Here is a 24,949-nt window from a genome sequence, read left to right as displayed (position 1 = left end):
AGGAGATGGCATGGAACTCTATCTGGACACCGCGGATATAAGCGCAGTCAAACGTTTATCCCGTATTTTACCGCTGCAGGGCGTTACCACTAACCCGAGCATAATCGCTAAAGCGCGCACCTCCTTGTGGGAGGTCTTACCGGCGCTGCGTGACGCGCTCGGTGGCGAAGGAAAACTGTTCGCTCAGGTACTGGCGAATCAGGCCGACCGAATGGTGGAAGAGGCGGAGTTACTGCATTCCCGCGTGCCGGGGCTGATTGTGAAGGTGCCGGTCACTGCCGAAGGGCTGGCGGCGATTAAAATTCTGCGTACCCGTAAAATTCCGACGCTGGGAACGGCCGTGTACGGCGCAGGGCAGGGGCTGCTTTCCGCCCTCGCCGGTGCAGAATATGTCGCCCCCTATGTCAACCGGCTGGACGCTCAGGGCGGTGATGGCATTGCGATGGTGACGGAGTTGCAGCAATTACTGACGCTTCATGCGCCGCAGGCCAAAGTGCTGGCGGCCAGCTTCAAAACGCCGCGTCAGGCGCTGGCGTGTCTGCTGGCGGGCTGCCAGTCGATCACCCTTCCGGTGGATGTGGCGGAGCAGTTTATCAGCGCACCGGCGGTTCAGGCGGCAGTTGTGGCGTTTGAAGAAGACTGGCAGGGCGCGTTCGGTGTGAAAACGCTAAGCTGAGTTGCTCAGCATCTGAGACAGCATTTCGCGTAAAAAAGCCCGACAGGTCAACCTGCCGGGCTTTTTATCATTTTTTAACGGCTGAGAAATCTACTTCACACCGGTCTTATTTCACGCCGTACTGTGCAAAGAAATCCAGCATCCGCTTCCAGCCATCGGCGGCGGCTTCAGCGTTGTAGCTCGGGCGGTAATCGGCGTTAAACGCGTGTCCGGCGTCCGGATAGACAACGATTTCCGCATTGGCATTGGCTGCGCGGATGGCCTGACGCATGGTTTCAATCGTCTCCAGAGGAATGCTGGAGTCTTCCCCGCCATATAACCCCAGAACCGGTGCATCCAGCGCCGCAGCGCGATCTACCGGCTGCATCGGGCTGGTCAGCGTTTTGTCACCGACCAGTTTGCCGTACCACGCCACACCCGCTTTCAGCTGCGGATTATGCGCCGCGTACAACCAGGTTATACGGCCGCCCCAGCAGAAACCGGTAATGCCTAATTTTGTGATATCTCCTCCGTGCTGAGAGGCCCAGTGTGCCGCGTGGTCGAGATCGGAAAGCACTTGCTGATCCGGCACTTTGCTCACCAGTTTGGCAAACAACTCGCTGATTTCAGTGTAATCACGCGGATCGCCCTGACGGAAATAGAGCTCCGGCGCGATAGCCAGATAGCCCTGTTTCGCCAGCCGGCGGCAGACATCCTGAATATGCTCGTGCACACCAAAAATCTCCTGCACCACCAGAACGATAGGCAGCTTACCGGTGAAATTTTCCGGACGGGCGAGATAGGCGGGCAGGTCTTCTCCCTGCGAGGGAATGGTGGTCTGGCCGGCGTGCAGGCCATCGGTATCAGTGTGAACGGTGGTTTCAGCCACCGGCGTTACGGCCGGTGCAAAGCTGGTCGGAGCCTGTTTCAGGGGGAGGATTTCGTCGTTTTTCATTGGAGTCTCCATACAGAAAATTTGCGCGATGGATTAAAACTATAGCCGGAAAGCCGCAACAGCAAGGCAGATGAGATGTTCTATAGTTAAAAGTTAGTGAGGAAAAATGTCACGGAAGACCTAAAGAACGCCTTAAACGTCTAGCTGGAGTCTTGTTCAATGTCGAAATTACCTTCAAAAGTGTCCAAAAAGAGTGAGTCAAAACCGGTAAGCCGCGCCCCCGCCACGGGCATTAAATCCACAAAACCCGGCCTGGGTGATCTGGCACCTGCCGACAGTGCTTATCAGCCATCGCCACAACCGACGCCACCGGGCAAAGAGCCCACGGCCTCCGGCAGCGCGAAAAGCCCGCAAAATACCAATGCCAAACTCGATGCGCTGGAGCGGCATCGTAAAAATGGTGAGAAGCAGCCGCTGACCACCAATCAGGGGACGAAAATCTCTGATGATCAAAACTCGCTGAAAGCCGGAAGCCGTGGTCCGACGCTTCTGGAAGATTTTATTCTTCGCGAGAAAATCACGCATTTTGACCACGAGCGCATTCCCGAACGTATCGTTCATGCCCGTGGCGCTGCGGCACATGGCTATTTTCAGCCGTACCGCAGTATGAAATCTGTCACCAAAGCCAGTTTCCTCTCTGATCCGAAAAAACAAACCCCCGTGTTTGTGCGTTTTTCTACCGTGCAGGGATCACGCGGCTCTGCGGATTCTGTCCGCGATATTCGCGGCTGGGCCACCAAGTTTTATACCGATGAAGGCATTTACGATCTGGTCGGCAATAACACGCCGGTATTCTTCATTCAGGATGCCCACAAGTTCCCGGACTTTGTGCATGCGGTGAAACCTGAACCCCACAACGAAATCCCGCAGGGTGCCAGCGCGCACGATTCCTTCTGGGATTACGTCTCGCTGCAACCTGAAACGCTGCATAACGTATTCTGGGCAATGTCCGATCGGGGGATCCCGCGCAGCTATCGCACGATGGAAGGCTTCGGGATCCACACTTTCCGTTTTGTGAATGCGAAGGGAAAATCCACGTTTGTCCGTTTCCACTGGAAGCCACTGGCAGGTAAAGCGTCGTTGCTGTGGGATGAAGCGCAAAAACTGGCCGGTAAAGATGCGGATTTCCATCGCCGTGACTTATGGGAAGCCATTGAAGCCGGTGATTATCCTGAGTATGAGTTGGGTGTTCAGCTGATCCCGGAAGAAGACGAATTCAAATATGATTTTGATTTGCTCGACCCGACCAAACTGATCCCGGAAAAACTGGTGCCGGTGCAGCTTATTGGCAAGATGGTGCTAAACCGTAATCCGGACAATTACTTTGCCGAAACCGAGCAGGTCGCCTTCCACCCCGGCCACGTCGTACCGGGCATTGATTTCACTAATGATCCGTTGTTGCAGGGGCGGCTTTTTTCGTATACCGATACGCAAATCAGCCGTCTGGGCGGGCCAAATTTCCACGAAATTCCGATTAACCGGCCAACCTGTCCGTACCACAATTTCCAGCGTGACGGCATGCACCGCCAGGATGTTGATACCAATCCGGCGAACTATGAGCCGAATTCCATTAACAATAACTGGCCGAGAGAAACCCCACCGGCAGCATCGGGCGGCGGGTTTGAAAGCTATCCTGAACGCATTGATGCGGAAAAAGTCCGCCAGCGCAGTGAATCGTTTGCCGAGTTTTATGCGCAGCCGCGCCTGTTCTGGCTAAGTCAGACGCCGGTGGAGCAGGAGCACATCGCAGGCGCTTTCTCGTTTGAGTTATCCAAAGTTGTGCGGCCTTACATCCGCGAACGTGTTGTTGATTTGCTGGCCCGCGTCGATCAGTCTCTGGCCCAACAAGTGGCGAAAAATGTCGGCATTACGCTTTCGCCGGACACGCTGAAAATCAAACCGCCAAAACCGGTAAATGGTCTGGAAAGCGATCCTTCTCTCAGCCTGTATGCCAGTGGCAAAGGCGTGATTAAAGGGCGTCAGGTTGCGCTGTTATTAGGTGACGGTGTCAATGCAGCGGATGTGCTGGAAACCTTGCAGGCGCTTCAGGCCGTTGGCGTTCACCCTAAACTGCTGGCCAGCCATTTAGGCACGGTCACGGCCGATGATGGTTCGACATTGCCGATTGATGCAACGTTTGCCGGTTCGCCGTCGATCACGGTTGACGCAGTGATTGTGCCGCACGGGCATATCGACGCATTGCTGATGAGTGGGGATGCGCGGCATTACGTCCTTGAAGCCTATAAGCATCTGAAAGTTATTGGCCTGAGCGGTGATGCGCGACGCTTCAAATCATTGCTGGGGCTTAAAGATGATGTGGCGGAAGAGGGGATCATTGAAGGCGAAAAAGCGGAAGGTGCCTTGCTGAAAGCCTTTGTGAAAAACTTAGCGAAACACCGGATCTGGTCACGCAGCGCTGCGGCAGATTCTGTTCCTGCCTGACAGGTTAACCCGCACCCGGCAGGCAGAGCCTTGTTATAAGGCAATGCCTGCTTTTTTATGCCTGCCACGAAAACAGACCGTTTAAAAATTCGTCTTTTTCGCTGTTATTTGTGACTGGCATCACAAATTAAATGTATGCGTTATTCTTGTTGTTACATCATAGTGACGGCCATCACGAAATAACGTCACAATGTTCAGTACAGTTGCCGGGTGTTCCTCCTGCCAATTTATGACCTTACACACAGAGGAGTTTGTTATGTCTCAGCCTGAAGTTTTCCATCTTGGCCTGGCCAAAAAAGATTTAAACGGCGCGACGCTGGCGATTGTACCCGGCGACCCTGAGCGCGTTGAGAAGATTGCCAAACTGATGGAGAACCCGGTTCGCCTGGCTTCCCACCGCGAATTTACCTCATGGCGCGCTGAGCTTGACGGCAAATCTGTGATTGTCTGCTCAACCGGTATCGGGGGTCCTTCCACCTCTATCGCGGTTGAGGAGCTGGCACAGCTCGGCATCCGTACCTTCCTGCGCGTCGGTACTACCGGTGCCATCCAGCCACACATCAGTGTGGGCGACGTGCTGGTCACCACCGCCGCCGTTCGCCTTGATGGCGCGAGCCTGCACTTTGCACCGATGGAATTCCCGGCAGTGGCCGATTTCGCCTGTACCACTGCGCTGGTTGCTGCGGCTGAATCTGTGGGTGCACAAACTCACATCGGCGTGACCGCTTCTTCTGACACCTTCTACCCAGGCCAGGAGCGTTATGATACTTACTCTGGCCGCGTGGTTCGTCGCTTTAAAGAATCGATGAAAGAGTGGCAGGAAATGGGCGTCATGAACTATGAAATGGAATCTGCCACCCTGCTGACCATGTGTGCAAGCCAGGGCCTGCGTGCAGGTATGGTTGCCGGTGTCATTGTGAACCGTACGCAGCAGGAAATTCCTGATGCAGAAACCATGAAAAAGACAGAAAGCCACGCGGTTAAGATCGTGGTAGAAGCCGCCCGCCGCCTGGTCTGATTTTACCGTTCTCAAACAAGATATCACCCCGATGGGCTGCCTCTGGCGGCCCATTTTTTTGCCCATTGCCGATGATCTGTTAAGGTCATGTTAATAGTGAATCTGGAATACTGTCTTTCATTCCGCCTCCGCTTTCATGAAAAAAGGAACTGCATTTTTGACTGTTAACGACATTCTTGATTACACCACCACTTTCATCCGCGCTCATCAGGTATGGGCTGCGCCGATTGTTTTCTTTCTGGCGTTCGGTGAGTCGCTCGCTTTCCTGTCATTGCTGCTTCCGGCAACCTTCATTTTGCTCGGGCTCGGCGCACTGATTGGCGAAACCGGTATTCCTTTCTGGCCCATTTGGGCGGCAGCGGCAGCCGGGGCGTTCTTCGGCGACTGGCTCTCCTACTGGGTCGGTTCCCATTATCAGGATCGCGTTGGCAATTTCTGGCCATTCTCACGCCATCCGCAAATGTTAGTTCGCGGCCATGCCTTTTTTGATAAATGGGGCATGCCGGGTGCATTCATCGGCCGTTTCTTTGGCCCGCTTCGCGCCGTGGTTCCACTGGTCGCCGGGATTTGTGGTATGCCACAAAAGTATTTCCAGATTGCCAACGTCAGCTCGGCGTTGATCTGGGCCTTCGGCATTCTTGCGCCGGGTGCGTTTGGTATCCAATGGCTGAGCCGCTGGTTGTAAATCCTGCGCTCTGCCTTTGGCCGTCGCAAGGGGGGAAATGCAGAGAAATTCCATTCTGGAAGGCATCCCGCAAAGGCGCGATGCAACAGAAAATAGACTGGACATCCATACAGCCTGCTATTACCGTGACCGCAGGTGATTTGAAGAGGGAAAACGTGTGGATATCAGCATTCTGACTGCCCTGGGCGCGGGGTTAATCGGCTTAGTTGTGGGCTGGCTGGTGGCCAGTTTACGTCAGCAACAACAGCAAACTGAGTTCGAGACTCAGCGCCGTCTTCTGGAGCAATCGCTGGAACAGGTGAGAGCAGAAAACGAAACGGTCAAAAGTGACCGGCAGTTCTCATTGCAGCAAATCCGGGAAGCAGAACTGGAACTGCGCAAGCTTCATAGCCTGCAGGCGGCCAGTCAGGAAAAATTGCAGTTGCTGGCGCACTGGCAAAACGAGTGCGAGCAATTGAATCAGGAGCTGCGTGCGCAGCGTGAAATCAACAGCGCGCAGGAAGCCGAGTTGCGCGAGGTTTCCACCCGTCTGGATGAAACCCGCATGGCCGCCGAAGATAAACAGCGCCTGCTGATCAACAGCGAGCAGCGTCTGAGCAGCCAGTTCGAAAATCTCGCGAACCGCATCTTCGAGCAGAACGGCCGCCGCGCTGATGAACAGAACAAACAGAGCCTCGATAAACTTTTGCTGCCGTTGCGCGAGCAGCTGGATGGTTTCCGCCGTCAGGTGCAGGACAGCTTTGGTCAGGAAGCGCGGGAACGGCATACGCTGGCGCACGAAATCCGTAATCTGCAGCAGCTGAATGTTGAGATGGCGCGTGAAGCCGTCAATCTGACCAAAGCGCTGAAAGGTGATAACAAAACCCAGGGCAACTGGGGCGAAGTGGTACTCAGCCGTGTGCTTGAAGCCTCCGGGTTGCGTGAGGGGCATGAGTATCAGACGCAGGTCAGCGTGCAGGTAGACAGTAACAGCCGGATGCAACCTGACGTTGTGGTGCGTTTGCCGCAGAACAAAGACGTCGTGATTGACGCCAAAATGACGCTGGTGGCTTATGAGCGTTACTTCAACAGTGAAGATGATGGCGAACGGGAAGTGGCGCTTAACGAGCATATCGCGTCGGTTCGCGGGCATATCCGTTTGCTGGGGCGCAAAGATTATCAGCAGCTTCCCGGCTTGCGCAGCCTCGATTATGTCCTGATGTTTATCCCCGTCGAGCCAGCGTTTCTGCTGGCCATCGACCGGGAGCCCGAATTGATCAGCGAAGCACTCCGGCACAACATTATGCTTGTCAGCCCGACGACGCTGCTGGTGGCATTACGTACCATCAGCAATTTGTGGCGCTACGAGCATCAAAGCCAGAACGCAAAACGTATCGCCGATCGCGCGGCGCGCCTGTATGACAAACTGCGCCTTTTCGTCGACGATATGGAATCGATGGGGCAAAGTCTGGACAAAGCGCAGGGCAGTTATCGCTCTGCGATGAATAAACTCTCGCAAGGGCGTGGTAATCTCATCGGGCAGGTGGAAAGTTTTCGCGCACTGGGCGTTGAAGTTAAACGGCCAATCAGCCCCTCTCTGGCTGAGATAGCCAGAGCGGAAAACGAGCCTGAGGATACCGCATCTCTGCCCGAGACTTCTGATGCGCAAGAAGAACAGACGTTGAACCCGCATGAGTGATCATGCTTAGGCACCGGGCACTCGTTTTGACCGATTTTATGATTCAAATGATGAATCTTTGCAATATGTTGAATCAGCATCGGTGATGGGGCTTTCTAACGGGTTCTGATACACTTCTCCCCAAGAGTTCGACTGAAAAAGCAGGCAAATAAAATGGAAAAGCAGACGCAGGAAACTACGCATTTCGGTTTTCGCACGGTAGCTAAAGATGACAAGCAGGGAATGGTGGCAGATGTCTTCCATTCCGTTGCGGCAAAATATGACCTGATGAATGACCTGATGTCTTTCGGTATTCATCGTATCTGGAAACGCTTCACCATTGATTGCAGCGGTGTCCGCCGTGGTCAGCGCGTACTGGATCTGGCAGGCGGTACCGGTGATCTGACCGCGAAGTTCTCCCGACTGGTCGGCGAGACGGGCGAAGTTGTTCTGGCGGATATCAATGATTCCATGCTGAAAATGGGACGCGAAAAACTGCGTAACCTCGGCATTGTGGGTAACGTCAGCTACGTTCAGGCTAACGCCGAAGCCCTGCCTTTCCCTGATAATTACTTCGATTGCATCACCATTTCTTTCGGTTTGCGTAACGTGACCGAAAAAGAGAAAGCGTTGCGTTCGATGTTCCGCGTGCTTAAGCCGGGTGGCCGTTTACTGGTGCTGGAATTCTCCAAACCTCAGCTGAAACCGCTGAGCAAAGCCTATGACACCTATTCCTTCCACATTTTGCCGCGCATTGGCGAACTGGTTGCACAAGATGCCGAAAGCTATCGTTATCTCGCTGAATCTATCCGCATGCACCCCGATCAGGAAACGCTGAAGGGCATGATGGGCGACGCCGGTTTTGAGAATGTGATTTATCACAATCTCACCGGGGGCATTGTGGCGCTGCACCGGGGTTTCAAATTCTGATATGAGTATGCCGATGTTGTTAACGCCGCTACTGACTGCCGCTATCGAGACGCCGCTTAATTACCTGCTTTTCAGAGACCGCAGCATGAAGGCGGCGCGCACGCGTCTGGCAGGTAAAGTTCTGCGTGTTGAATTGCAGGAACTGAGTACCCCGCTGACGTTTGTCTTCAGTGAGCAAAAAATTGATGTCCTCGGGCAATGGGATGGCGTGGCAGATTGCACCGTCACCTCAACACTCTCCGTGTTGCATAAGCTGCGCGATCGCCAGCAGTTATCGCCACTCATGCGCAGTGGTGAGCTGGTGGTTGAAGGCGATATTTCTGTGGTGCAGCAACTGGTTGCGTTGCTGGATATGGCCGAGTGGGAACCAGCGGAATTCCTGGCACCTTATATCGGTGATATTGCTGCTCAGGGCGTTAGCCAGGCGGTGCAGGGCGGTTTCCGTTTCCTGCAAAAAGGGCTTAAACATCAGCAAAACTACGTCGCGCAGACGCTGACTGAAGAGTGGAAAATGGCTCCCGGTCCGCTGGAAGTGGTGTGGTTTAGTGATGAAGTCTCCGCATTGGCAGGCGAGCTGGATACACTGGAGAAACGTATCGAAAAACTGGAGGGCAAACCGTGACGCCAAGGGAAATGCGACGTTTATATCTGATTATCCGCATGTTTCTCATCTACGGCCTTGACGAACTCATCCCTAAAATCCGTTTGACGTTGCCGCTGCGCATGGGCCGTTATCTGTTTTTCTGGTTACCAAATCGTCATAAAGAAAAGCCGCTGGGTGAGCGTATGCGTCTTGCGCTGGAAGAATTAGGTCCGGTTTGGATCAAGTTCGGCCAGATGATGTCTACACGTCGCGATCTTTTCCCGCCTCATATTGCCGACCAGCTTGCTCTGCTTCAGGATCACGTTCCTCCTTTTGATGGCGCGCTGGCACGTAAGCAGATTGATACCGCGTTGGGCGGCCCGCTGGAAAACTGGTTCGATGAATTTGACCAGACGCCGCTGGCTTCCGCCTCGATTGCTCAGGTGCATACCGCGGTGCTCAAAGAGAATGGCAAACCTGTCGTTCTGAAGGTGATCCGCCCGGATATTTTACCGACCATCAAAGCAGATATCCGTCTGATGTCGCGCCTTGCCGGTTGGGTGCCGCTTCTGCTGCCGGATGGTCGCCGTTTGCGTCCGCGTGAAGTGGTTCGCGAATATGAAAAAACGTTGCTTGATGAGCTGAACCTGCTGCGTGAAGCGGCCAATGCCATTCAGCTGCGTCGTAATTTTGAAGGCAGCCCGATGCTGTATGTGCCGGAAGTGTATCCGGACTACTGCAGCGAGCGTCTGATGGTGATGGAACGCATCTACGGAATTCCTGTTTCGGATGTTGAGGCGCTGAAAAAACAGGGCACCAACATGAAATTACTGGCGGAGCGTGGTGTTCAGGTCTTCTTTACCCAGGTTTTTCGCGACAGTTTCTTCCATGCTGACATGCATCCCGGTAACATTTTCGTCAGCTACGAAACGCCTGAAGATCCTTGCTACATAGGTATCGATTGCGGCATAGTTGGTTCGTTGAACAAAGAAGATAAGCGCTATCTGGCTGAAAATTTCATCGCTTTCTTCAATCGCGATTATCGCAAAGTGGCTGAACTGCATGTTGATTCCGGTTGGGTTCCGCGCGATACCAATGTTGAAGACTTTGAATTTGCTATCCGGACAGTATGCGAGCCGATTTTTGAAAAGCCGCTTGCAGAGATTTCCTTCGGTAACGTGTTGTTAAATCTGTTTAATACCGCGCGCCGCTTTAATATGGAAGTCCAGCCTCAACTGGTGTTGCTGCAAAAAACACTGTTGTATGTAGAAGGTCTGGGGCGTCAGCTTTATCCGCAGCTGGATTTGTGGACAACGGCGAAACCTTTCCTGGAAAGCTGGGTACGTGATCAGGTAGGTCTGCCGGCAATGATCCGCGCACTGAAAGAGCGCGCGCCATTCTGGGTTGAGAAACTGCCTGAATTACCCGATCTGGTTTATCAGAGCCTGCAACAGCACAAGCTGTTGCAGTACAACATCGAAAAGCTTTCCTCCCAAATGCACAACCAGAACTCCCGTCAGGGTCAGTCTCGTTATCTTTTGGGGATAGGGGCGACGTTGTTATTAAGCGGCACCCTTTTGCTTTTAGGCAACGTCGAGATTTATCCGGCTTGCCTGATGACCGCGGGCGCGGTTTCCTGGCTGATTGGCTGGCGACGCGCCAGCTAAAACATGTTTTAAAATTGAATGCCGTTTGCGGACGGCAATGAATGTCGTTCCTTCCTATTTGAGGTGAAAATAATGGGTGGTATTAGTATTACTAAGATCCTGATTCTCGTTGTGATTGTGGTACTGCTGTTCGGTACTAAGAAACTGCGTGGTCTGGGTGCTGATCTGGGGGCTTCCATCAAAGGCTTCAAAAAAGCCATGAGTGAAGATGATAGCCAGTCAAAAGCAAATAAAGACGCTGACATTACGCCAACTGATGCTGATTTCGCTGCCAGGTCTATCGAGGGCAAGCCGGACGCTAAAGCAGAAGACACCAAGAGCCAAAACAAAGAGCAGGTATAAACCGTGTTCGATATTGGATTTAGTGAACTGCTGCTGGTATTGGTGATTGGCCTGGTTGTTCTCGGGCCGGAGCGTTTACCTGTAGCAGTCAGAACAGTAGCAGGCTGGATCCGCACGCTTCGGGCGATGGCCGCGTCAGTACAAAGCGAGCTGTCGCAGGAGCTGAAACTTCAGGAATTGCAGGATAGCCTGAAGAAAGCCGAAGAGGCGGGTCTGAAGAATCTCACGCCGGAAATCAAAGCCTCCATGGATGAGCTGAAAGAAGCGGCTGAATCCATGAAGCAATCTATCAATTCAGGGCTCAATCCTGCCGATAAAGCGATGGAAGAAGCGAAAGCGGAAGGTAACACCATCCACAATCCTGTGATCGATGATGCCGAAGCCCACCATGATGCCGGTATTTCGCCGGCCACGGCTGACAACGTGGCCTCTGCACCGGCTGCTGCGCCACTGAGTGCGGTGGATGCGGCTCTGGCTTCAAATAAGACGGCCCATGCTGCGGCAGCACAGGCTGAAGTGCAGGCAGCGGCGGCACAATCGCCTGTCGCTGACCCTTCCGTTGCCTCTGCGCCCGTGACCAAACCGGTTGCCGTTGACGCACCGGTGGCTGAACCTTCTGCGCCGGAAACACCGGTTTCACTCACTAAACCGACAGGCGAGCGCTAAACATGGCTGTTGAAGATACTCAACCGCTTATCAGCCATCTGATTGAGCTGCGTAAGCGTCTACTGAACGCCATTGTCTGTATTTTAGTGGTGTTTTTATGTCTGGTTTATTTTGCCAATGACATCTATCAGCTGGTGGCTTCACCGTTGATTGAGCAAATGCCTTTGGGTGCGAGCATGATTGCTACTGACGTAGCATCACCGTTCTTTACGCCAATCAAGCTGACCATGATTGTCTCGGTATTTGTTTCCGCGCCGTTCATTTTGTATCAGGTGTGGGCATTCGTGGCTCCCGCGCTGTACAAGCATGAACGCCGTCTGATGATGCCGTTATTGTTCTCCAGTTCTGCATTATTTTACCTCGGCGTGGCTTTTGCTTACTTCGTGGTGTTTCCGCTGGCGTTTGCTTTTTTTGCGAAAACCGCACCGGCTGGCGTGCAGATTGCGACTGACATCAACAACTATCTCGATTTCGTGATGGCGTTGTTCATGGCGTTTGGCGTCTCATTTGAAGTGCCGATTGCCATCGTTTTACTGTGCTGGAGTGGTGTGACGACACCGGAAGACCTGAAAAAGAAACGTCCGTATGTGCTGGTCGGGGCGTTTGTGGTCGGGATGTTGTTAACGCCGCCGGATGTCTTCTCTCAGACGCTGCTGGCTATCCCGATGTATCTGCTGTTTGAAATCGGCGTGTTCTTTGCCCGTTTCTACGTAGGCGGACGTCGTCGCGCTGATGTCGATAAAGAGAACGATCCGGATCAGGCTGAGTAAGTCTCTTTGATTATTTCGTTATAAAACAGAAACCGCCCAGCAGGGCGGTTTCTGTTTCAGGACAATGTATGTTTGAAATTGGCATAAACCTCACCAGTAATCAGTTTGATAAAGATCGCCCGCAGGTGGTGGAAAGAGCACGAGCCGCCGGTCTGAGCGGTATGTTGATCACAGGTACGTCTGCGCAGGAAAGTGGTGAGGCGCAGAACATGGCGGCTGAATACCCTGACTTCTGCTGGTCTACGGCGGGTGTGCATCCACATCAGGCCAGTGAATGGAATGCGCAGGTGGAAGCTGACATCCGTGAGCTGGCCGGATTAGCGAATGTTGTGGCGGTCGGTGAATGCGGACTGGATTTCAATCGCAATTTTTCTCCTGCCTTGCAGCAGGAATCAGCGTTTACCGCACAGCTTGCGCTGGCATCAGAATTGCAGTTACCGGTGTTTTTACATTGTCGTGATGCCGGGGAACGTTTCGCAGCATTACTCAAGCCCTGGCTTGCGGATTTACCGGGCGGTGTCGTTCACTGCTTTACCGGTACGCGGCATGAACTTGAACTGTATTTGTCTCTCGGCCTGTCGATAGGAATTACGGGGTGGGTCTGCGATGAGCGGCGCGGGCTGGAGTTGCGTGAAATGCTGCCGCTGATCCCGGCTGAGCGCTTAATGCTGGAAACCGATGCGCCCTATTTATTGCCAAGAGATATGGAAAACAAACCGAAGAACCGACGCAATGAACCGGCGTTCTTACCGCACATTGTTCATCAGGTCGCGCAGTGGCGCGGGGAAGACCCGCAGTGGCTGGCGGATATCACCGATGATAACGCGCGCAAAATGTTTGCCCTGCCAGCGCGCTGAATGTTTCACATAAAAAAGCACCGTTTAACGGTGCTTTTTTGCAGGGCACAGACAGAGAAAATGCGCTCAGAGTTTCTGGAAATGCGTATTGTCTATGCTCTGGCGGACAGGCTGATTAATCAGATTCAGCATCAGCAGCGAACGGGCTTCGCCGTCAGGCTCGGTATAAATGGCTTCGATGCCCTCGAAAATCCCTTCAGTGATCAAAACGATATCGCCTTCATACGGCGTTTCAGGATCGCGAATGTCAATCGTCGGCGGTTCCATCAGTTGTTTGATCACCTGAGGTTGCACGGTCGCCAGTTTTGGCCCGAAGCGGATGAAATGGCTGACACCACGCGTTGCGCTGATCGTCGTCGTGTGGATCCGTTCAGGGTCAAACTCGATGAACATGTAGTTCGGGAACATAGGTTCGCTGACGGGCGTGCGGCGTCCGCGCACCATCTTTTCCAGGGTGATCATGGGCGTCAGGCAGTTTACTTGCTGGCGCTCAAGATGTTCTTTGGCGCGGAGCAACTGGCCGCGTTTGCAATAGAGTAAGTACCAGGATTCCATAGTTTCCCACATTAAAACGTTGATTCCGGCAGCATAACAAAAGCTGCCCCTGAGATACAGGCAGTGAGATTCTGTGCAGACGTTTGCTGATTGTCGGTCTGTTATCTTTTATTATCGAAGAAAAGTGCACACTTATCCCTTTATCTTCCTCTTATTACAGTCAGGAGAAGCGTCATGGAGCTGTTCTTACTGAGCAACGGTAAGCTTTCCGGTGAATCTGAATTACTGGGCTATGCAAAAGATCGTATCCAGGCGGTGCTGAAATCCCGCGGGATCACCTCCGCCGTACTGATCCCCTACGCACTGATCCGCAGCGATTATGATGAGCGCGCCGGTGCGCTGGCGGATGTGCTGGGCATTGATGTCACCAGCATTCATCACGCAGATAATCCGGCACACGCTATTGCCAGTGCGCAATGTATTTTGGTCAGCGGCGGCAATACCTGGATGCTCAACCAGATGCTGCATGAGAAGGGACTGATCGTCCCTGTTCAGCGCGCTGTGCGTGAACGCAATGTGCCATATATCGGCTGGAGCGCGGGTTGTAACGTGGCAACGCCAAGTATTCGTACCACCAATGATATGCCAGTCCGCAATTCAGTGGTGCTGCCCTCTCTTGGTCTGTTCCCGGTACAAATCAATCCGCATTACATCGATGCACACCTGAGTGGCCACATGGGTGAAACCCGTGACGAGCGCATTGCCGAATTTTGCGCGGTGAATCCGTCTGAGGCGGTCATTGCGCTGCGTGAAGGCAGTTTGTTGCAGGTATCCGGCAATGAGCTGAGTTATTTCAGCGCCAGAAATCAGGGCTTCAAAGTGTTCCGGCATAGTCATGAGATTCAGGAATATCATGACACCCAGGCGTTGAGCGCATGGGTACCCTTTACCTGTTTGTGATTGGATCATCGGCAGACGATTTGCGCACCGTCAGACCAACAGCGTTGGTTTCTGGCGGTTACACTGGTTTTTCATTATCGGCGTTTACCTGCTGATAACAAAAAGGCAGCAACAACTCCGGAGAGGCTCTATAATGCTCTCCTTCAACCCGGCGACTCAGAATCAGCATGAAATACCGTGATTTACGTGACTTCCTCTCGTTACTCGAAAAGAGAGGCCAACTGAAACGCATTACTCAGTCTGTCGATCCCTACCTGGAAATGACCGAAATTGCTGACCGTACTTTGCGTGCGGGCGGCCCGGCGTTGTTGTTTGAAAATCCAAAAGGGTACGACATGCCGGTGCTGTGTAATTTATTCGGCACACCTGAGCGTGTGGCGATGGGCATGGGCAAAGAGGATGTCAGTGCGTTACGTGAAGTCGGTGAGTTGCTGGCGTTTCTGAAAGAGCCTGAGCCGCCACGCGGTTTGCGTGATTTATACGATAAGGCGCCGAAGTTTAAGCAGGTGCTGAACATGCCGACGAAAGTGCTGCATTCCGCACCTTGTCAGCAGGAGATTTGGGAAGGCGACGAGGTGGATATCACCCGCATTCCGGTGATGCAGTGCTGGCCGGAAGATGCCGCACCGTTGATCACCTGGGGCCTGACTGTCACCCGTGGGCCGGAAAAACCCCGTCAGAATCTGGGCATTTATCGCCAGCAGGTTCTCGGGAAAAACAAAGTCATCATGCGCTGGTTATCCCATCGCGGCGGTGCGCTTGATTTCCAGGAGTGGTGCCAGAAGAATCCCGGCCAGCGTTTCCCGGTTTCTGTGGCATTGGGTGCAGATCCCGCCACCATTCTGGGCGCGGTGACGCCGGTGCCGGATTCGTTGTCTGAATACGCGTTCGCCGGTTTGCTGCGCGGTAATAAAACCGAAGTGGTGAAGTGTATTTCCAACGATCTCGAAGTCCCTGCCAGTGCGGAAATCGTGCTCGAAGGGTATATCGAGCCGGGCGAGATGGCGCCGGAAGGCCCGTATGGTGACCATACCGGCTACTATAATGAAGTAGACAGCTTCCCGGTCTTCACGATCACGCATATGACGCAGCGGAAAGATCCCATCTATCATTCGACCTATACCGGCCGTCCGCCGGATGAGCCCGCGGTGCTGGGCGTGGCGCTGAATGAAGTCTTTGTGCCGATTCTGAAGAAACAATTCCCGGAAATTGTTGATTTTTATCTGCCGCCGGAGGGTTGCTCCTACCGTATGGCTGTCGTTACCATGAAGAAACAGTACCCTGGTCATGCAAAGCGCGTGATGATGGGTGTCTGGTCATTCCTGCGTCAGTTCATGTACACCAAGTTTGTGATTGTGTGCGATGACGATGTGAATGCCCGTGACTGGAACGACGTGATTTGGGCGATTACCACCAGAATGGATCCCGCACGGGATACGGTTTTGGTCGAAAATACGCCGATCGATTATCTCGATTTTGCCTCGCCTGTATCGGGCCTCGGTTCGAAAATGGGGATGGATGCGACCAACAAATGGCCGGGTGAAACACAGCGTGAGTGGGGGCGTCCGATAGTGAAGGATCCTGCCGTCACCGCCCGTATCGATGCCATCTGGGATGAGCTCGCTATTTTTAATGATAAAGACGATGCGAAAAAATAATCGACTCTTTGTCCCACGCTTTGCTTTGATGACCCACAGAGGGAACGCATGACAACTTTGAGCTGTAAAGTGACCTCCGTTGAGGCGATTACCGATACGGTGTATCGGGTCCGGTTGTTGCCGGAAGCGCCTTTTTCTTTCCGCGCGGGTCAGTATCTGATGGTCGTGATGGACGAGCGCGATAAGCGTCCGTTCTCTCTGGCCTCCACGCCTGCTGAACACAACGTGATTGAGTTGCACATCGGCGCCTCCGAACTGAATCTGTACGCGATGGCGGTGATGGATCGCATTCTGAAAGAACAGGCGATTACCGTGGATATTCCTCACGGCGATGCCTGGCTGCGCGAAGAAGGCCAGCGTCCGCTGGTGTTGATTGCGGGCGGCACCGGTTTTTCTTATGTGCGTTCCATTCTGGTCACCGCGCTTGAGCAACAGCCTCATCGCGATATTTCCATTTACTGGGGCGGGCGCGAGCTGAAGCATCTGTACGATTTGGGCGAGCTGGAAGCACTGAGCATTCATCACCCGAATCTGAAAGTGATCCCGGTGGTGGAACAGCCTGAAGACGGCTGGCAGGGCAGAAGCGGTACCGTTCTGAGCGCGGTGTTGCAGGATTTCACCTCGCTGGCGGAGCACGATATTTATATCGCAGGCCGTTTTGAGATGGCAAAAATCGCCCGCGAGCGCTTTGTCGCAGAGCGCGGCGCGCTGGAAGATCGACTGTTTGGTGATGCGTTCTCTTTCATTTGATGTGACGCCACCGTCGTGAAAAAGCCCGCCCCTGACAGGCGGGAAAACGGCAACTAAAACGGGCAGATAAGATTCATAAAAGCGGACAATCTGTCCGCTTTTTGTTTATGCAGAAAAGAGTAAAACTCAGACGCGTTCGAAAACAGTCGCGATGCCCTGACCCAAGCCGATGCACATGGTCGCAACGCCAAACTGTACGTCGCGGCGTTCCATCAGGTTCAGCAGCGTCGTTGAGATACGTGAACCGGAGCAGCCAAGCGGATGACCGAGTGCAATCGCGCCGCCGTTCAGGTTGACGCGCTCTTCCATGGTTTCCAGCAGCCCCAAATCTTTCACGCAGGGTAAGGCTTGTGCCGCGAAGGCTTCGTTCAGTTCGAACAGGCCGATATCCTGCACGCTCAGTCCGGCGCGTTTCAGTGCCAGGCGCGTCGCCGGGACCGGGCCGTAACCCATAATCGACGGATCGCAGCCGACCACCGCCATCGCACGAATTCGCGCGCGGGCTTTCAGGCCCAGAGATTTGGCATGCGATTCACTCATCAGCAGCATCGCCGATGCGCCGTCGGAGAGGGCAGAGGATGTGCCCGCAGTGACGGTGCCGTTGACCGGGTCAAACGCCGGACGCAGCGCCGCCAGCGTAGCGACGGTAGTTTCCGGGCGGATCACCTCGTCAAAATCATAACGGGTCAGCACGCCTTCTGCGTTATGGCCTTCGGTCGGGACGATTTCATTCGCAAAGTGTCCGGCGAGCGTGGCCGCGTGGGCGCGATGATGCGAACGTGCTGCAAACTCATCCTGCATTTCACGGCTGATCTGGTGCATTTTCGCCAGCATTTCAGCGGTCAGCCCCATCATTCCCGCCGCTTTCGCCACGGTTTTGCTCAGACCCGGATGGAAATCCACGCCGTGATTCATCGGCACGTGACCCATATGTTCCACACCGCCAATCAGGCTGACCTGTGCGTCGCCGACCATAATGGCGCGCGCGGCGTCGTGCAGTGCCTGCATGGAAGAACCGCACAGACGGTTAACCGTGGTCGCCGGGACGCTGTGTGGAATTTCCGCCAGCAGCGCCGCATTGCGGGCGATGTTGAAGCCCTGTTCCAGCGTCTGCTGCACGCAGCCCCAGTAAATATCATCAATATCTTTGGCGTTCAGCGCCGGATTTCGGGCCAGCACGGCGCGCATCAGATGCGCGGAGAGATCTTCAGCCCTGACGTGGCGAAATGCGCCGCCCTTTGAACGGCCCATCGGCGTGCGGACTGCGTCAACAATGACTACGTTTTCCATGATTTCGGTCCTTATGCCTGATTGCCGGTGCTGATGTTTTCCAGCGCAGCCGCAACCGGGTAGTAACTTTCATTGGTTTGCGCTTTGGCGCGAAGCCCGTCCGGTGCCTGATACATTGGCCCCAGGTGCGCGTAATGTTCGGTCATTTTCAGATACTCAGCCGTGCCAAGCGTGTCCAGATAACGGAACGGGCCGCCGTGGAACGGAGGGAAACCGATGCCGTATACCAGCGCCATATCGGCTTCGGCCGGGCTGGCAATAATGCCTTCTTCGAAGCAGCGCACCACTTCGTTAATCATCGGGATCATCATGCGGGCAATGATGTCCTGCGGTGAGAATTCTGCATGTGCCGGTTTCAGATTATCGGCCAGCAGGCTGACAGCCTGTTCGTCGACGTCTTTACGCGGCTTGCCTTTGCTGTCTTCACTGTAGCGGTAGAAGCCCAGCTGATTTTTCTGGCCGAAACGGCGGTTATCGAACAGCACGTCGATGGCGTCACGGTAGTTTCGCGCCATACGCTGCGGGAATCCGGCGGCCATAACGGCCTGCGCGTGATGCGCGGTGTCGATGCCCACGACGTCCAGCAGATATGCCGGGCCCATCGGCCAGCCGAACTGTTTTTCCATCACTTTGTCGATCTGGCGGAAATCTGCCCCGTCACGCAGCAGTAAACTGAAACCGGAGAAATACGGGAACAGCACGCGGTTAACGAAGAAGCCCGGGCAGTCGTTCACCACGATCGGCGTTTTACCCATTGCCAGCGCGTAAGAGACAATGCGTGAAAGGGTTTTGTCTGAGGTTTTCGCGCCACGCACAATTTCAACCAGCGGCATACGATGCACCGGATTGAAGAAGTGCATGCCGCAGAAGTTTTCCGGGCGTTTCAGTGAAGAAGCCAGCTGGTCGATCGGAATGGTTGAGGTGTTGGAAGCCAGCACGGTATCGGCGTCGAGCAGCGATTCCGCTTCCGCCAGCACCGCAGCTTTCACTTTCGGATTCTCCACGACGGCTTCGACCACGACGCTGGCGCGTTCGATTCCGCTGTAATCCAGCGTCGGATGAATGGTCGACAGCACGTTGGCCATTTTCAGACCGTCGAGTTTGCCGCGCTCCAGCTGTTTATTCAGCAACTTGGCCGCTTCGTTCATGCCGAGCGTCAGGGACTGGTCGCTGATGTCTTTCATCACAACCGGTACGCCTTTCAGGGCAGACTGATACGCAATCCCGCCACCCATAATGCCCGCCCCCAGCACCGCAGCCTGCTTTGGTTTTTCGCTGCCTTGCGCCAGTTTTTTGGCTTTCGCTTTGACGAACTGATCGTTGAGGAAAATGCTGACCAGCGCGCGGGCTTCTTTAGATTGCGCGAGGGGAACGAAACTGGCTGTTTCCAGTTTCAGCGCATCGTCACGGCCCAGACGTGCGGCGGCTTCAATGGTTTTCACCGCGGTCATCGGCGCAGGGTAATGTTTCCCCGCGTTCTGCATGACCATGCTTTTGGCGACGCTGAAACTCATCGTCGCTTCAATCTGGCTGAGTTTCAGCGGCAGACGTTTGGGTTCGCGACGGCTTTGCCATTCCAGTTTGCCGGCCACGGCATTTTTCAGCATGGTGATCCCGGCGTCGCGCAGTGTGTCGGCGTCGACCACCGCATCCACCAGCCCGATTTTCAGGGCTTCTTTCCCGCTGATATTTTTACCGGCGGCGATAATTTCCAGTGCGCTGTCAGTGCCAATCAGGCGCGGCAGACGCACGGAACCGCCAAAACCCGGCATGATCCCTAAGCTGGTTTCCGGCAGGCCAATGCGCGCATCCGCAGTACTGATACGAAAATCCGTCGCCAGCACGCATTCACAGCCGCCGCCCAGGGCATATCCGCTGATGGCGGAAAGTGTGGGTACCGGTAAATCTTCCAGCCGGTTAAAAATGCTGTTGGCGAAATTCAGCCACTCATGCAGTTTCTCCGCGGGCGCGTTGAACAGGGATAAAAATTCAGTGATATCTGCCCCGACAATAAATGCCGGTTTTGCAGAACTCAGCAGTAAACCTTTCAGGTCCGACTGCTTCTCGAGCACTGCGATCGCCTCGCCCAGGCTGGCAACCGTTTGGGTATCGAGCTTATTTACGGAGCCCGGAGCATCGAAGACCAGCTCGGCGATCCCGTCGTCGAGCCAGTGCAGGTGTAATGTTTCGCCTTGGTAAAGCATGTGTCTCTCCTGAATCATCTGTGATGATCTGGTATGACCAGATGCTTTCGAGTGTGGTTATTATGTTAATAATTTGCAAATGAGATGTGTTTTATTTGCAGGCAAGATCACAAACCTTCCGGGACTATGGCAGCCGTAAGGCTGTGGTAAGATGCTGCATCGTCTTTCCGGTGAAATAAGGACAGTTGGATGGAATCGCTTTCTACGCTTTATAAAGAACATATCGCCACGTTGCAGTCGCGTGCCCGCGAAATTCTGCAACGTTCTCAGCTTGATGCGTTACTGATTCACTCCGGTGAACTGATAACGACCTTCCTTGATGATCACAGTTATCCGTTCAAAGTGAACCCGCAATTCAAAGCCTGGGTGCCGGTCACCAAAGTGCCAAATTGCTGGTTATGGGTGGATGGCGTGAATGCGCCTAAGTTGTGGTTCTATTCGCCGGTTGACTACTGGCACAGCCACGAGCCGCTGCCGGAGTCATTCTGGACCAAAGAAATCGCGATTACGCCGCTGGCCAATGCCGACGAGATCAAAGGCCAGTTGCCGGTGGATCTTAAGCGCGTGGGTTACATCGGTTCGAGCCAGGATCGCGCTATCAGCCTGGGCGTGCCTGCTGCCAACGTGAACTCGAAAGCGGTGCTGGATTTCCTGCATTATCATCGCTCGTATAAAACCGGCTATGAACTGGCCTGTATGCGTGAAGCGCAGAAAGTGGCGGTCAGCGGTCATCGTGCGGCGAAAGAAGCGTTCCTTTCCGGCATGAGTGAGTTCGACATCAACCTGGCGTATCTCACCGCCACCGGCCACCGTGATACCGATGTGCCGTACGACAATATTGTTGCGCTCAATGAACATGCGTCGGTACTTCACTACACCACGCTTGATAACCAGCCGCCTGCCGACATGCGCAGCTTCCTGCTGGATGCCGGTGCGGAATACAACGGTTACGCTGCTGATCTGACCCGTACCTACGCCGGGAAGCCGGACAGCGATTTCGCCGCACTGGTGAAAGACCTCAATACTGAGGAGCTGGCTTTAATTGACACGATCAAGGCCGGTGTGCGCTACACCGACTATCATGTTCAGATGCATCACCGTATCGCCAAATTGCTGAAAGCGCACAAGCTGGTGGTTGATATCAGCGAAGATGCCATGGTGGAACAGAACCTGACCGGGCCTTTCCTGCCACATGGTCTTGGGCATCCGCTGGGTTTACAGGTGCATGACGTTGCCGGTTTCATGCAGGATGATAAGGGCACCCATCAGGCCGCCCCTTCGCAATATCCTTTCCTGCGTTGTACCCGCGTGATTGAGCCGGGTATGGTGCTGACCATTGAACCGGGTCTGTATTTCATCGATTCGCTGCTGGCACCGTTGCGCGAGGGGCAATTCAGTAAGCACTTCGCCTGGGATCGCATTGAAGCGCTGAAGCCTTTTGGCGGGATCCGTATCGAGGACAACATTGTTATCCACGATAATCGCATCGAAAACATGACCCGTGACCTGAAGCTGGCCTGATGCAGCCGTATCGGGTTCCCGCTGAGTCAGTCAGTTTCAGCGAGGAAATAAAGAAAAGCCGCTTCATTACCCTACTGGCACGAACAGAAGGCGTTGAAGCGGCCAAAGCGTTTATTCAGGATATCCGCCATCAGCATCCGGCAGCGCGTCATCATTGCTGGGCGTTTGTGGCTGGCGCGCCGGATGATTCTCAGCAACTGGGATTTTCTGATGACGGCGAACCTGCAGGTACAGCGGGTAAACCGATCCTCAGCCAACTGATGGGAAGCGGTGTCGGGGAGATCACCGCCGTCGTCGTGCGCTATTATGGCGGTATTATGCTGGGCACCGGCGGGCTGGTGAAAGCCTATGGTGGCGGCGTTCAGCAAGCTTTAAAACAACTTACCGTGCAACAAAAAGTTCCGCTGGCAGAATACGCGGTGCAGTGTGATTACAGCCAGTTACAGCTGGTGGAAACGCTGCTTTCGCAAGTCGGCGGACATATCTTACGCAGTGAGTATGGCGCTGCTGTCGATCTCGTTCTGGCGCTGCCTGCTGCAGAGGCAACAGCAACCGTCAGTCACTTATTCGATATCAGCCGTGGCACGCTCATCCTGCGTCCGGTTTCATAATTTTTTCTATGGTTAATTCGCTGAGGAACGCACCAGCATGCATTTTCGTGCCATAACACGCATCGTCGGGGTGCTCGTCATCCTGTTCTCCGGAACGATGATTATTCCCGGCCTGGTCGCCCTGATTTACCGCGACGGCGCAGGACGTGCGTTCAGCCAGACGTTTTTTGTCGCCCTGACGATTGGTTTATTCCTCTGGCTTCCCAACCGAAAGCAGAAAAGTGAGCTGAAGCCGCGCGAGGGTTTCCTGATCGTGGTGCTGTTCTGGACGGTGCTGGGCAGCGTCGGGGCATTGCCCTTTCTGTTTTCCGAGCGGCCGAATCTGTCGCTGACCGACGCTTTCTTTGAATCCTTCTCTGGCCTGACAACGACGGGCGCGACGACGCTGGTGGGGCTGGACTCATTACCTAAAGCCATTTTGTTCTACCGACAGATGCTGCAATGGTTTGGCGGTATGGGGATCATTGTGCTCGCGGTGGCGATTCTGCCGATATTGGGCGTCGGCGGGATGCAGCTGTACCGTGCTGAAATGCCGGGACCGCTGAAAGATAACAAGATGCGGCCACGTATTGCGGAAACGGCGAAAACCCTTTGGCTGATTTACGTACTTCTGACTATTGCCTGTGCATTATCGCTGTGGGGCGCGGGGATGTCCGCGTTTGATGCTATCGGGCATAGCTTCTCGACGATCGCTATCGGCGGCTTTTCAACCCATGACGCCAGTATTGGATATTTTCACAGCGGCACCATCAACAGCATTATCGCTGTGTTCCTGCTGATATCCGGTTGTAACTACGGCCTGCATTTTGCGGTACTCAGCGGACGTAATCTCAAAGTGTACTGGCGTGACCCGGAATTCCGGATGTTCATCGGGGTGCAATTTACGCTGGTGGTCATCTGTACGCTGGTTCTGTGGATCCACAATGTTTACGGCTCAGGTCTGGAAACCATTAATCAGGCCTTCTTCCAGGTGGTTTCCATGGCAACCACTGCGGGGTACACCACCGACAGTATTTCGAAATGGCCGCTGTTTTTGCCTCTTCTATTATTGTGCTCTGCGTTTATCGGAGGTTGTGCTGGTTCAACCGGTGGCGGTCTGAAGGTTATCCGTATCCTGCTGCTTTACTTACAGGGGACGCGCGAGCTGAAAAGGTTGGTCCACCCCAATGCGGTTTACACCATCAAGCTGGGTAACCGTGCGCTGCCTGAACGCATCATCGAAGCCGTGTGGGGATTCTTTTCCGCTTACGCGCTGGTATTTATAGTCAGCATGCTGGCGATTGTCGCGACGGGGGTCGATAACTTCTCGGCGTTTGCTGCGGTCACGGCCACGCTCAATAACCTGGGGCCGGGTCTGGGCGTTGTCGCCGATAATTTTGCATCCATGAACTCTGTGGCGAAATGGATCCTGATCGTCACCATGTTGTTTGGCCGTCTCGAGGTCTTCACACTATTAGTCCTGTTCACGCCGACGTTCTGGCGCGAATAAGTTTATGAAAGGGAAACAAGAATGAAAGCGTTGATACTTTACTCAAGTCGTGACGGGCAGACCCATGCCATCTCTTCTTATATAGCCAGTGTGCTTAAAGAGAAGTGCAACTGTGATGTCATCGATCTGGCACACGCTGAGCATGTGGATTTGAAAAGCTACGACCAGGTGATGATTGGCGCTTCTATACGTTACGGCCACTTCAATCCGGTGCTGGATAAATTCGTTAAAAAACATGCCGACACCTTGAATCAAATGCCGTCTGCATTCTTTGGCGTGAATCTCACCGCCCGTAAGCCTGAGAAGCGCAGCCCGCAAACCAATGCCTATGTGCGTAAGTTTCTGCTGGCCTCTCCGTGGGAACCGGCAATTTGTGGCGTTTTCGCCGGAGCATTACGTTATCCACGATATCGCTGGTTCGATAAGGTCATGATCCAACTTATTATGCGTATGACCGGTGGGGAAACGGATACCCGTAAAGAAGTGGAGTACACCGACTGGCAGCAGGTTGCCAAATTCGCTGAGGATTTTGGGCAAATATCGTATAAAAAATCGCTGTAATGCGGTCTTTATCAACGTTTAGACCAAAAAAAAAGCACTCAGAAATTTTTTTGAAATTAGGGGTTGCGGCCTTCTGAGAACTCCCTATAATGCGCCTCCACTGACCGGGAACAACGACTGAGAAGTCGCTCGGACAGGAAGAGAAAAAGATGAAAGTTCGAATGAATAATCTCTTGACTCTTC

Annotated in this window: 23 protein-coding genes; 19 read left to right on the top strand and 4 right to left on the bottom strand. The window is 53.9% G+C overall.

Translation table 11 applies throughout. The annotated features are described in order from the left end of the window. Positions 1 to 10: 10 nt before the first annotated feature. On the top strand, positions 11 to 676 hold the full coding sequence (gene fsa / locus J1779_RS01955) for a fructose-6-phosphate aldolase (RefSeq protein ID WP_122096554.1): 666 nt from the start codon (positions 11 to 13) through the stop codon (positions 674 to 676). Between the two features lie 106 nt (positions 677 to 782). On the opposite strand, the gene J1779_RS01950 is transcribed toward fsa, so the two are convergent. Next, on the bottom strand, positions 783 to 1,610 hold the full coding sequence (locus J1779_RS01950; RefSeq protein ID WP_217202712.1) for a dienelactone hydrolase family protein: 828 nt from the start codon (positions 1,608 to 1,610) through the stop codon (positions 783 to 785). A gap of 159 nt (positions 1,611 to 1,769) precedes the next feature. Here J1779_RS01950 and katE point away from each other — a divergent pair, with 159 nt between their 5' ends. The 11 genes from katE to tatD all read left to right on the top strand — a co-directional run bounded on the left by katE (position 1,770) and on the right by tatD (position 13,227). Continuing rightward, the gene (gene katE / locus J1779_RS01945) at positions 1,770 to 4,052 is read left to right on the top strand and encodes a catalase HPII (protein ID WP_238485028.1); all 2,283 of its coding nucleotides are present in this window, start codon (positions 1,770 to 1,772) and stop codon (positions 4,050 to 4,052) included. A gap of 256 nt (positions 4,053 to 4,308) precedes the next feature. After that, positions 4,309 to 5,070, top strand: coding sequence for a uridine phosphorylase (udp, locus tag J1779_RS01940; protein ID WP_056772087.1), 762 nt, complete (start codon positions 4,309 to 4,311; stop codon positions 5,068 to 5,070). A 136-nt stretch (positions 5,071 to 5,206) separates the two neighbouring features. Then, positions 5,207 to 5,755, top strand: a complete 549-nt coding sequence (locus tag J1779_RS01935; protein ID WP_371414319.1) for a DedA family protein — start codon at positions 5,207 to 5,209, stop codon at positions 5,753 to 5,755. Between the two features lie 157 nt (positions 5,756 to 5,912). After that, a complete protein-coding gene (gene rmuC / locus J1779_RS01930) occupies positions 5,913 to 7,433 on the top strand; it encodes a DNA recombination protein RmuC (RefSeq protein WP_122096556.1) in 1,521 nt (506 codons plus the stop codon). A 153-nt stretch (positions 7,434 to 7,586) separates the two neighbouring features. After that, positions 7,587 to 8,342, top strand: coding sequence for a bifunctional demethylmenaquinone methyltransferase/2-methoxy-6-polyprenyl-1,4-benzoquinol methylase UbiE (ubiE, locus tag J1779_RS01925; protein WP_056772081.1), 756 nt, complete (start codon positions 7,587 to 7,589; stop codon positions 8,340 to 8,342). Between the two features lie 13 nt (positions 8,343 to 8,355). Next, positions 8,356 to 8,964: a ubiquinone biosynthesis protein UbiJ gene (gene ubiJ, locus J1779_RS01920; RefSeq protein ID WP_056772390.1), complete on the top strand. Its 609-nt coding sequence runs from the start codon at positions 8,356 to 8,358 to the stop codon at positions 8,962 to 8,964. After that, positions 8,961 to 10,592: a ubiquinone biosynthesis regulatory protein kinase UbiB gene (gene ubiB / locus J1779_RS01915; protein WP_056772077.1), complete on the top strand. Its 1,632-nt coding sequence runs from the start codon at positions 8,961 to 8,963 to the stop codon at positions 10,590 to 10,592. Before ubiJ ends, ubiB begins: the two co-directional genes overlap by 4 nt. 72 nt (positions 10,593 to 10,664) lie before the next feature. Then, entirely contained in the window at positions 10,665 to 10,934 is a 270-nt protein-coding gene (tatA, locus tag J1779_RS01910) for a twin-arginine translocase TatA/TatE family subunit (RefSeq protein WP_056772075.1), read from the top strand. A 3-nt stretch (positions 10,935 to 10,937) separates the two neighbouring features. Next, complete coding sequence (gene tatB, locus J1779_RS01905) at positions 10,938 to 11,600, top strand: Sec-independent protein translocase protein TatB (RefSeq protein ID WP_136374944.1); 663 nt, start codon at positions 10,938 to 10,940, stop codon at positions 11,598 to 11,600. A 2-nt stretch (positions 11,601 to 11,602) separates the two neighbouring features. Further along, positions 11,603 to 12,370 carry a Sec-independent protein translocase subunit TatC gene (gene tatC, locus J1779_RS01900; RefSeq protein ID WP_056772070.1) on the top strand — a complete coding sequence of 256 codons (768 nt, stop codon included), beginning with the start codon at positions 11,603 to 11,605 and terminating at the stop codon, positions 12,368 to 12,370. A 68-nt stretch (positions 12,371 to 12,438) separates the two neighbouring features. Continuing rightward, a complete protein-coding gene (gene tatD / locus J1779_RS01895) occupies positions 12,439 to 13,227 on the top strand; it encodes a 3'-5' ssDNA/RNA exonuclease TatD (RefSeq protein ID WP_217202711.1) in 789 nt (262 codons plus the stop codon). Positions 13,228 to 13,293: 66 nt separating this feature from the next. Here tatD and rfaH read toward each other — a convergent pair whose 3' ends face one another. Then, a complete protein-coding gene (gene rfaH / locus J1779_RS01890; RefSeq protein ID WP_122096578.1) occupies positions 13,294 to 13,782 on the bottom strand; it encodes a transcription/translation regulatory transformer protein RfaH in 489 nt (162 codons plus the stop codon). A 174-nt stretch (positions 13,783 to 13,956) separates the two neighbouring features. Here rfaH and pepE point away from each other — a divergent pair, with 174 nt between their 5' ends. The 3 genes from pepE (at position 13,957) to fre (ending at position 17,090) form a co-directional block, all read left to right on the top strand. Next, positions 13,957 to 14,682: a dipeptidase PepE gene (gene pepE / locus J1779_RS01885; protein WP_217202710.1), complete on the top strand. Its 726-nt coding sequence runs from the start codon at positions 13,957 to 13,959 to the stop codon at positions 14,680 to 14,682. A 167-nt stretch (positions 14,683 to 14,849) separates the two neighbouring features. Continuing rightward, positions 14,850 to 16,340 (top strand): 4-hydroxy-3-polyprenylbenzoate decarboxylase, encoded by a 1,491-nt coding sequence (gene ubiD / locus J1779_RS01880; protein ID WP_056772062.1) that lies wholly within the window; start codon positions 14,850 to 14,852, stop codon positions 16,338 to 16,340. Positions 16,341 to 16,388: 48 nt separating this feature from the next. Continuing rightward, complete coding sequence (gene fre, locus J1779_RS01875; RefSeq protein WP_217202709.1) at positions 16,389 to 17,090, top strand: NAD(P)H-flavin reductase; 702 nt, start codon at positions 16,389 to 16,391, stop codon at positions 17,088 to 17,090. Between the two features lie 126 nt (positions 17,091 to 17,216). On the opposite strand, the gene fadA is transcribed toward fre, so the two are convergent. Together fadA and fadB are read right to left on the bottom strand one after the other, a co-directional pair. Next, entirely contained in the window at positions 17,217 to 18,380 is a 1,164-nt protein-coding gene (gene fadA, locus J1779_RS01870; protein ID WP_056772057.1) for an acetyl-CoA C-acyltransferase FadA, read from the bottom strand. An 11-nt stretch (positions 18,381 to 18,391) separates the two neighbouring features. After that, positions 18,392 to 20,584, bottom strand: coding sequence for a fatty acid oxidation complex subunit alpha FadB (gene fadB / locus J1779_RS01865; protein WP_217202708.1), 2,193 nt, complete (start codon positions 20,582 to 20,584; stop codon positions 18,392 to 18,394). A 189-nt stretch (positions 20,585 to 20,773) separates the two neighbouring features. Here fadB and pepQ point away from each other — a divergent pair, with 189 nt between their 5' ends. From pepQ to hemG, 4 genes are read left to right on the top strand one after another with little or no spacing between them, the layout of a single operon-like run. Then, positions 20,774 to 22,105 (top strand): Xaa-Pro dipeptidase, encoded by a 1,332-nt coding sequence (pepQ, locus tag J1779_RS01860; protein WP_217202707.1) that lies wholly within the window; start codon positions 20,774 to 20,776, stop codon positions 22,103 to 22,105. Next, a complete protein-coding gene (locus tag J1779_RS01855) occupies positions 22,105 to 22,716 on the top strand; it encodes an IMPACT family protein (protein WP_122096563.1) in 612 nt (203 codons plus the stop codon). The genes pepQ and J1779_RS01855 overlap by 1 nt, the downstream gene beginning before the upstream one ends. Positions 22,717 to 22,753: 37 nt before the next feature. After that, positions 22,754 to 24,205 carry a Trk system potassium transporter TrkH gene (gene trkH, locus J1779_RS01850; RefSeq protein ID WP_056772045.1) on the top strand — a complete coding sequence of 484 codons (1,452 nt, stop codon included), beginning with the start codon at positions 22,754 to 22,756 and terminating at the stop codon, positions 24,203 to 24,205. A 21-nt stretch (positions 24,206 to 24,226) separates the two neighbouring features. Next, positions 24,227 to 24,766: a menaquinone-dependent protoporphyrinogen IX dehydrogenase gene (hemG, locus tag J1779_RS01845; RefSeq protein ID WP_056772043.1), complete on the top strand. Its 540-nt coding sequence runs from the start codon at positions 24,227 to 24,229 to the stop codon at positions 24,764 to 24,766. The last annotated feature ends 183 nt before the right edge of the window (positions 24,767 to 24,949 follow it).

It is taken from the genome of Rahnella rivi (assembly GCF_019049655.1).
Taxonomy (GTDB): domain Bacteria; phylum Pseudomonadota; class Gammaproteobacteria; order Enterobacterales; family Enterobacteriaceae; genus Rahnella; species Rahnella rivi.
Note: the sequence above shows the minus strand (reverse complement) of the source record. Positions and strands in the feature narration are given on the sequence as shown.

Bases quoted from the DNA above. Each gene is read 5' to 3' on its own strand.
- tatD (WP_217202711.1), top strand. From the start codon at position 12,439: ATGTTTGAAATTGGCATAAACCTCACCAGTAATCAGTTTGATAAAGAT.
- ubiJ (WP_056772390.1), top strand. From the start codon at position 8,356: ATGTTGTTAACGCCGCTACTGACTGCCGCTATCGAGACGCCGCTTAAT.
- rfaH (WP_122096578.1), bottom strand. From the start codon at position 13,782: ATGGAATCCTGGTACTTACTCTATTGCAAACGCGGCCAGTTGCTCCGC.
- J1779_RS01935 (WP_371414319.1), top strand. From the start codon at position 5,207: ATGAAAAAAGGAACTGCATTTTTGACTGTTAACGACATTCTTGATTAC.
- J1779_RS01950 (WP_217202712.1), bottom strand. From the start codon at position 1,610: ATGAAAAACGACGAAATCCTCCCCCTGAAACAGGCTCCGACCAGCTTT.
- trkH (WP_056772045.1), top strand. From the start codon at position 22,754: ATGCATTTTCGTGCCATAACACGCATCGTCGGGGTGCTCGTCATCCTG.
- tatA (WP_056772075.1), top strand. From the start codon at position 10,665: ATGGGTGGTATTAGTATTACTAAGATCCTGATTCTCGTTGTGATTGTG.
- J1779_RS01855 (WP_122096563.1), top strand. From the start codon at position 22,105: ATGCAGCCGTATCGGGTTCCCGCTGAGTCAGTCAGTTTCAGCGAGGAA.
- pepQ (WP_217202707.1), top strand. From the start codon at position 20,774: ATGGAATCGCTTTCTACGCTTTATAAAGAACATATCGCCACGTTGCAG.
- tatC (WP_056772070.1), top strand. From the start codon at position 11,603: ATGGCTGTTGAAGATACTCAACCGCTTATCAGCCATCTGATTGAGCTG.
- fadA (WP_056772057.1), bottom strand. From the start codon at position 18,380: ATGGAAAACGTAGTCATTGTTGACGCAGTCCGCACGCCGATGGGCCGT.
- ubiD (WP_056772062.1), top strand. From the start codon at position 14,850: ATGAAATACCGTGATTTACGTGACTTCCTCTCGTTACTCGAAAAGAGA.
- katE (WP_238485028.1), top strand. From the start codon at position 1,770: ATGTCGAAATTACCTTCAAAAGTGTCCAAAAAGAGTGAGTCAAAACCG.
- hemG (WP_056772043.1), top strand. From the start codon at position 24,227: ATGAAAGCGTTGATACTTTACTCAAGTCGTGACGGGCAGACCCATGCC.
- pepE (WP_217202710.1), top strand. From the start codon at position 13,957: ATGGAGCTGTTCTTACTGAGCAACGGTAAGCTTTCCGGTGAATCTGAA.
- fsa (WP_122096554.1), top strand. From the start codon at position 11: ATGGAACTCTATCTGGACACCGCGGATATAAGCGCAGTCAAACGTTTA.
- fre (WP_217202709.1), top strand. From the start codon at position 16,389: ATGACAACTTTGAGCTGTAAAGTGACCTCCGTTGAGGCGATTACCGAT.
- ubiE (WP_056772081.1), top strand. From the start codon at position 7,587: ATGGAAAAGCAGACGCAGGAAACTACGCATTTCGGTTTTCGCACGGTA.
- fadB (WP_217202708.1), bottom strand. From the start codon at position 20,584: ATGCTTTACCAAGGCGAAACATTACACCTGCACTGGCTCGACGACGGG.
- udp (WP_056772087.1), top strand. From the start codon at position 4,309: ATGTCTCAGCCTGAAGTTTTCCATCTTGGCCTGGCCAAAAAAGATTTA.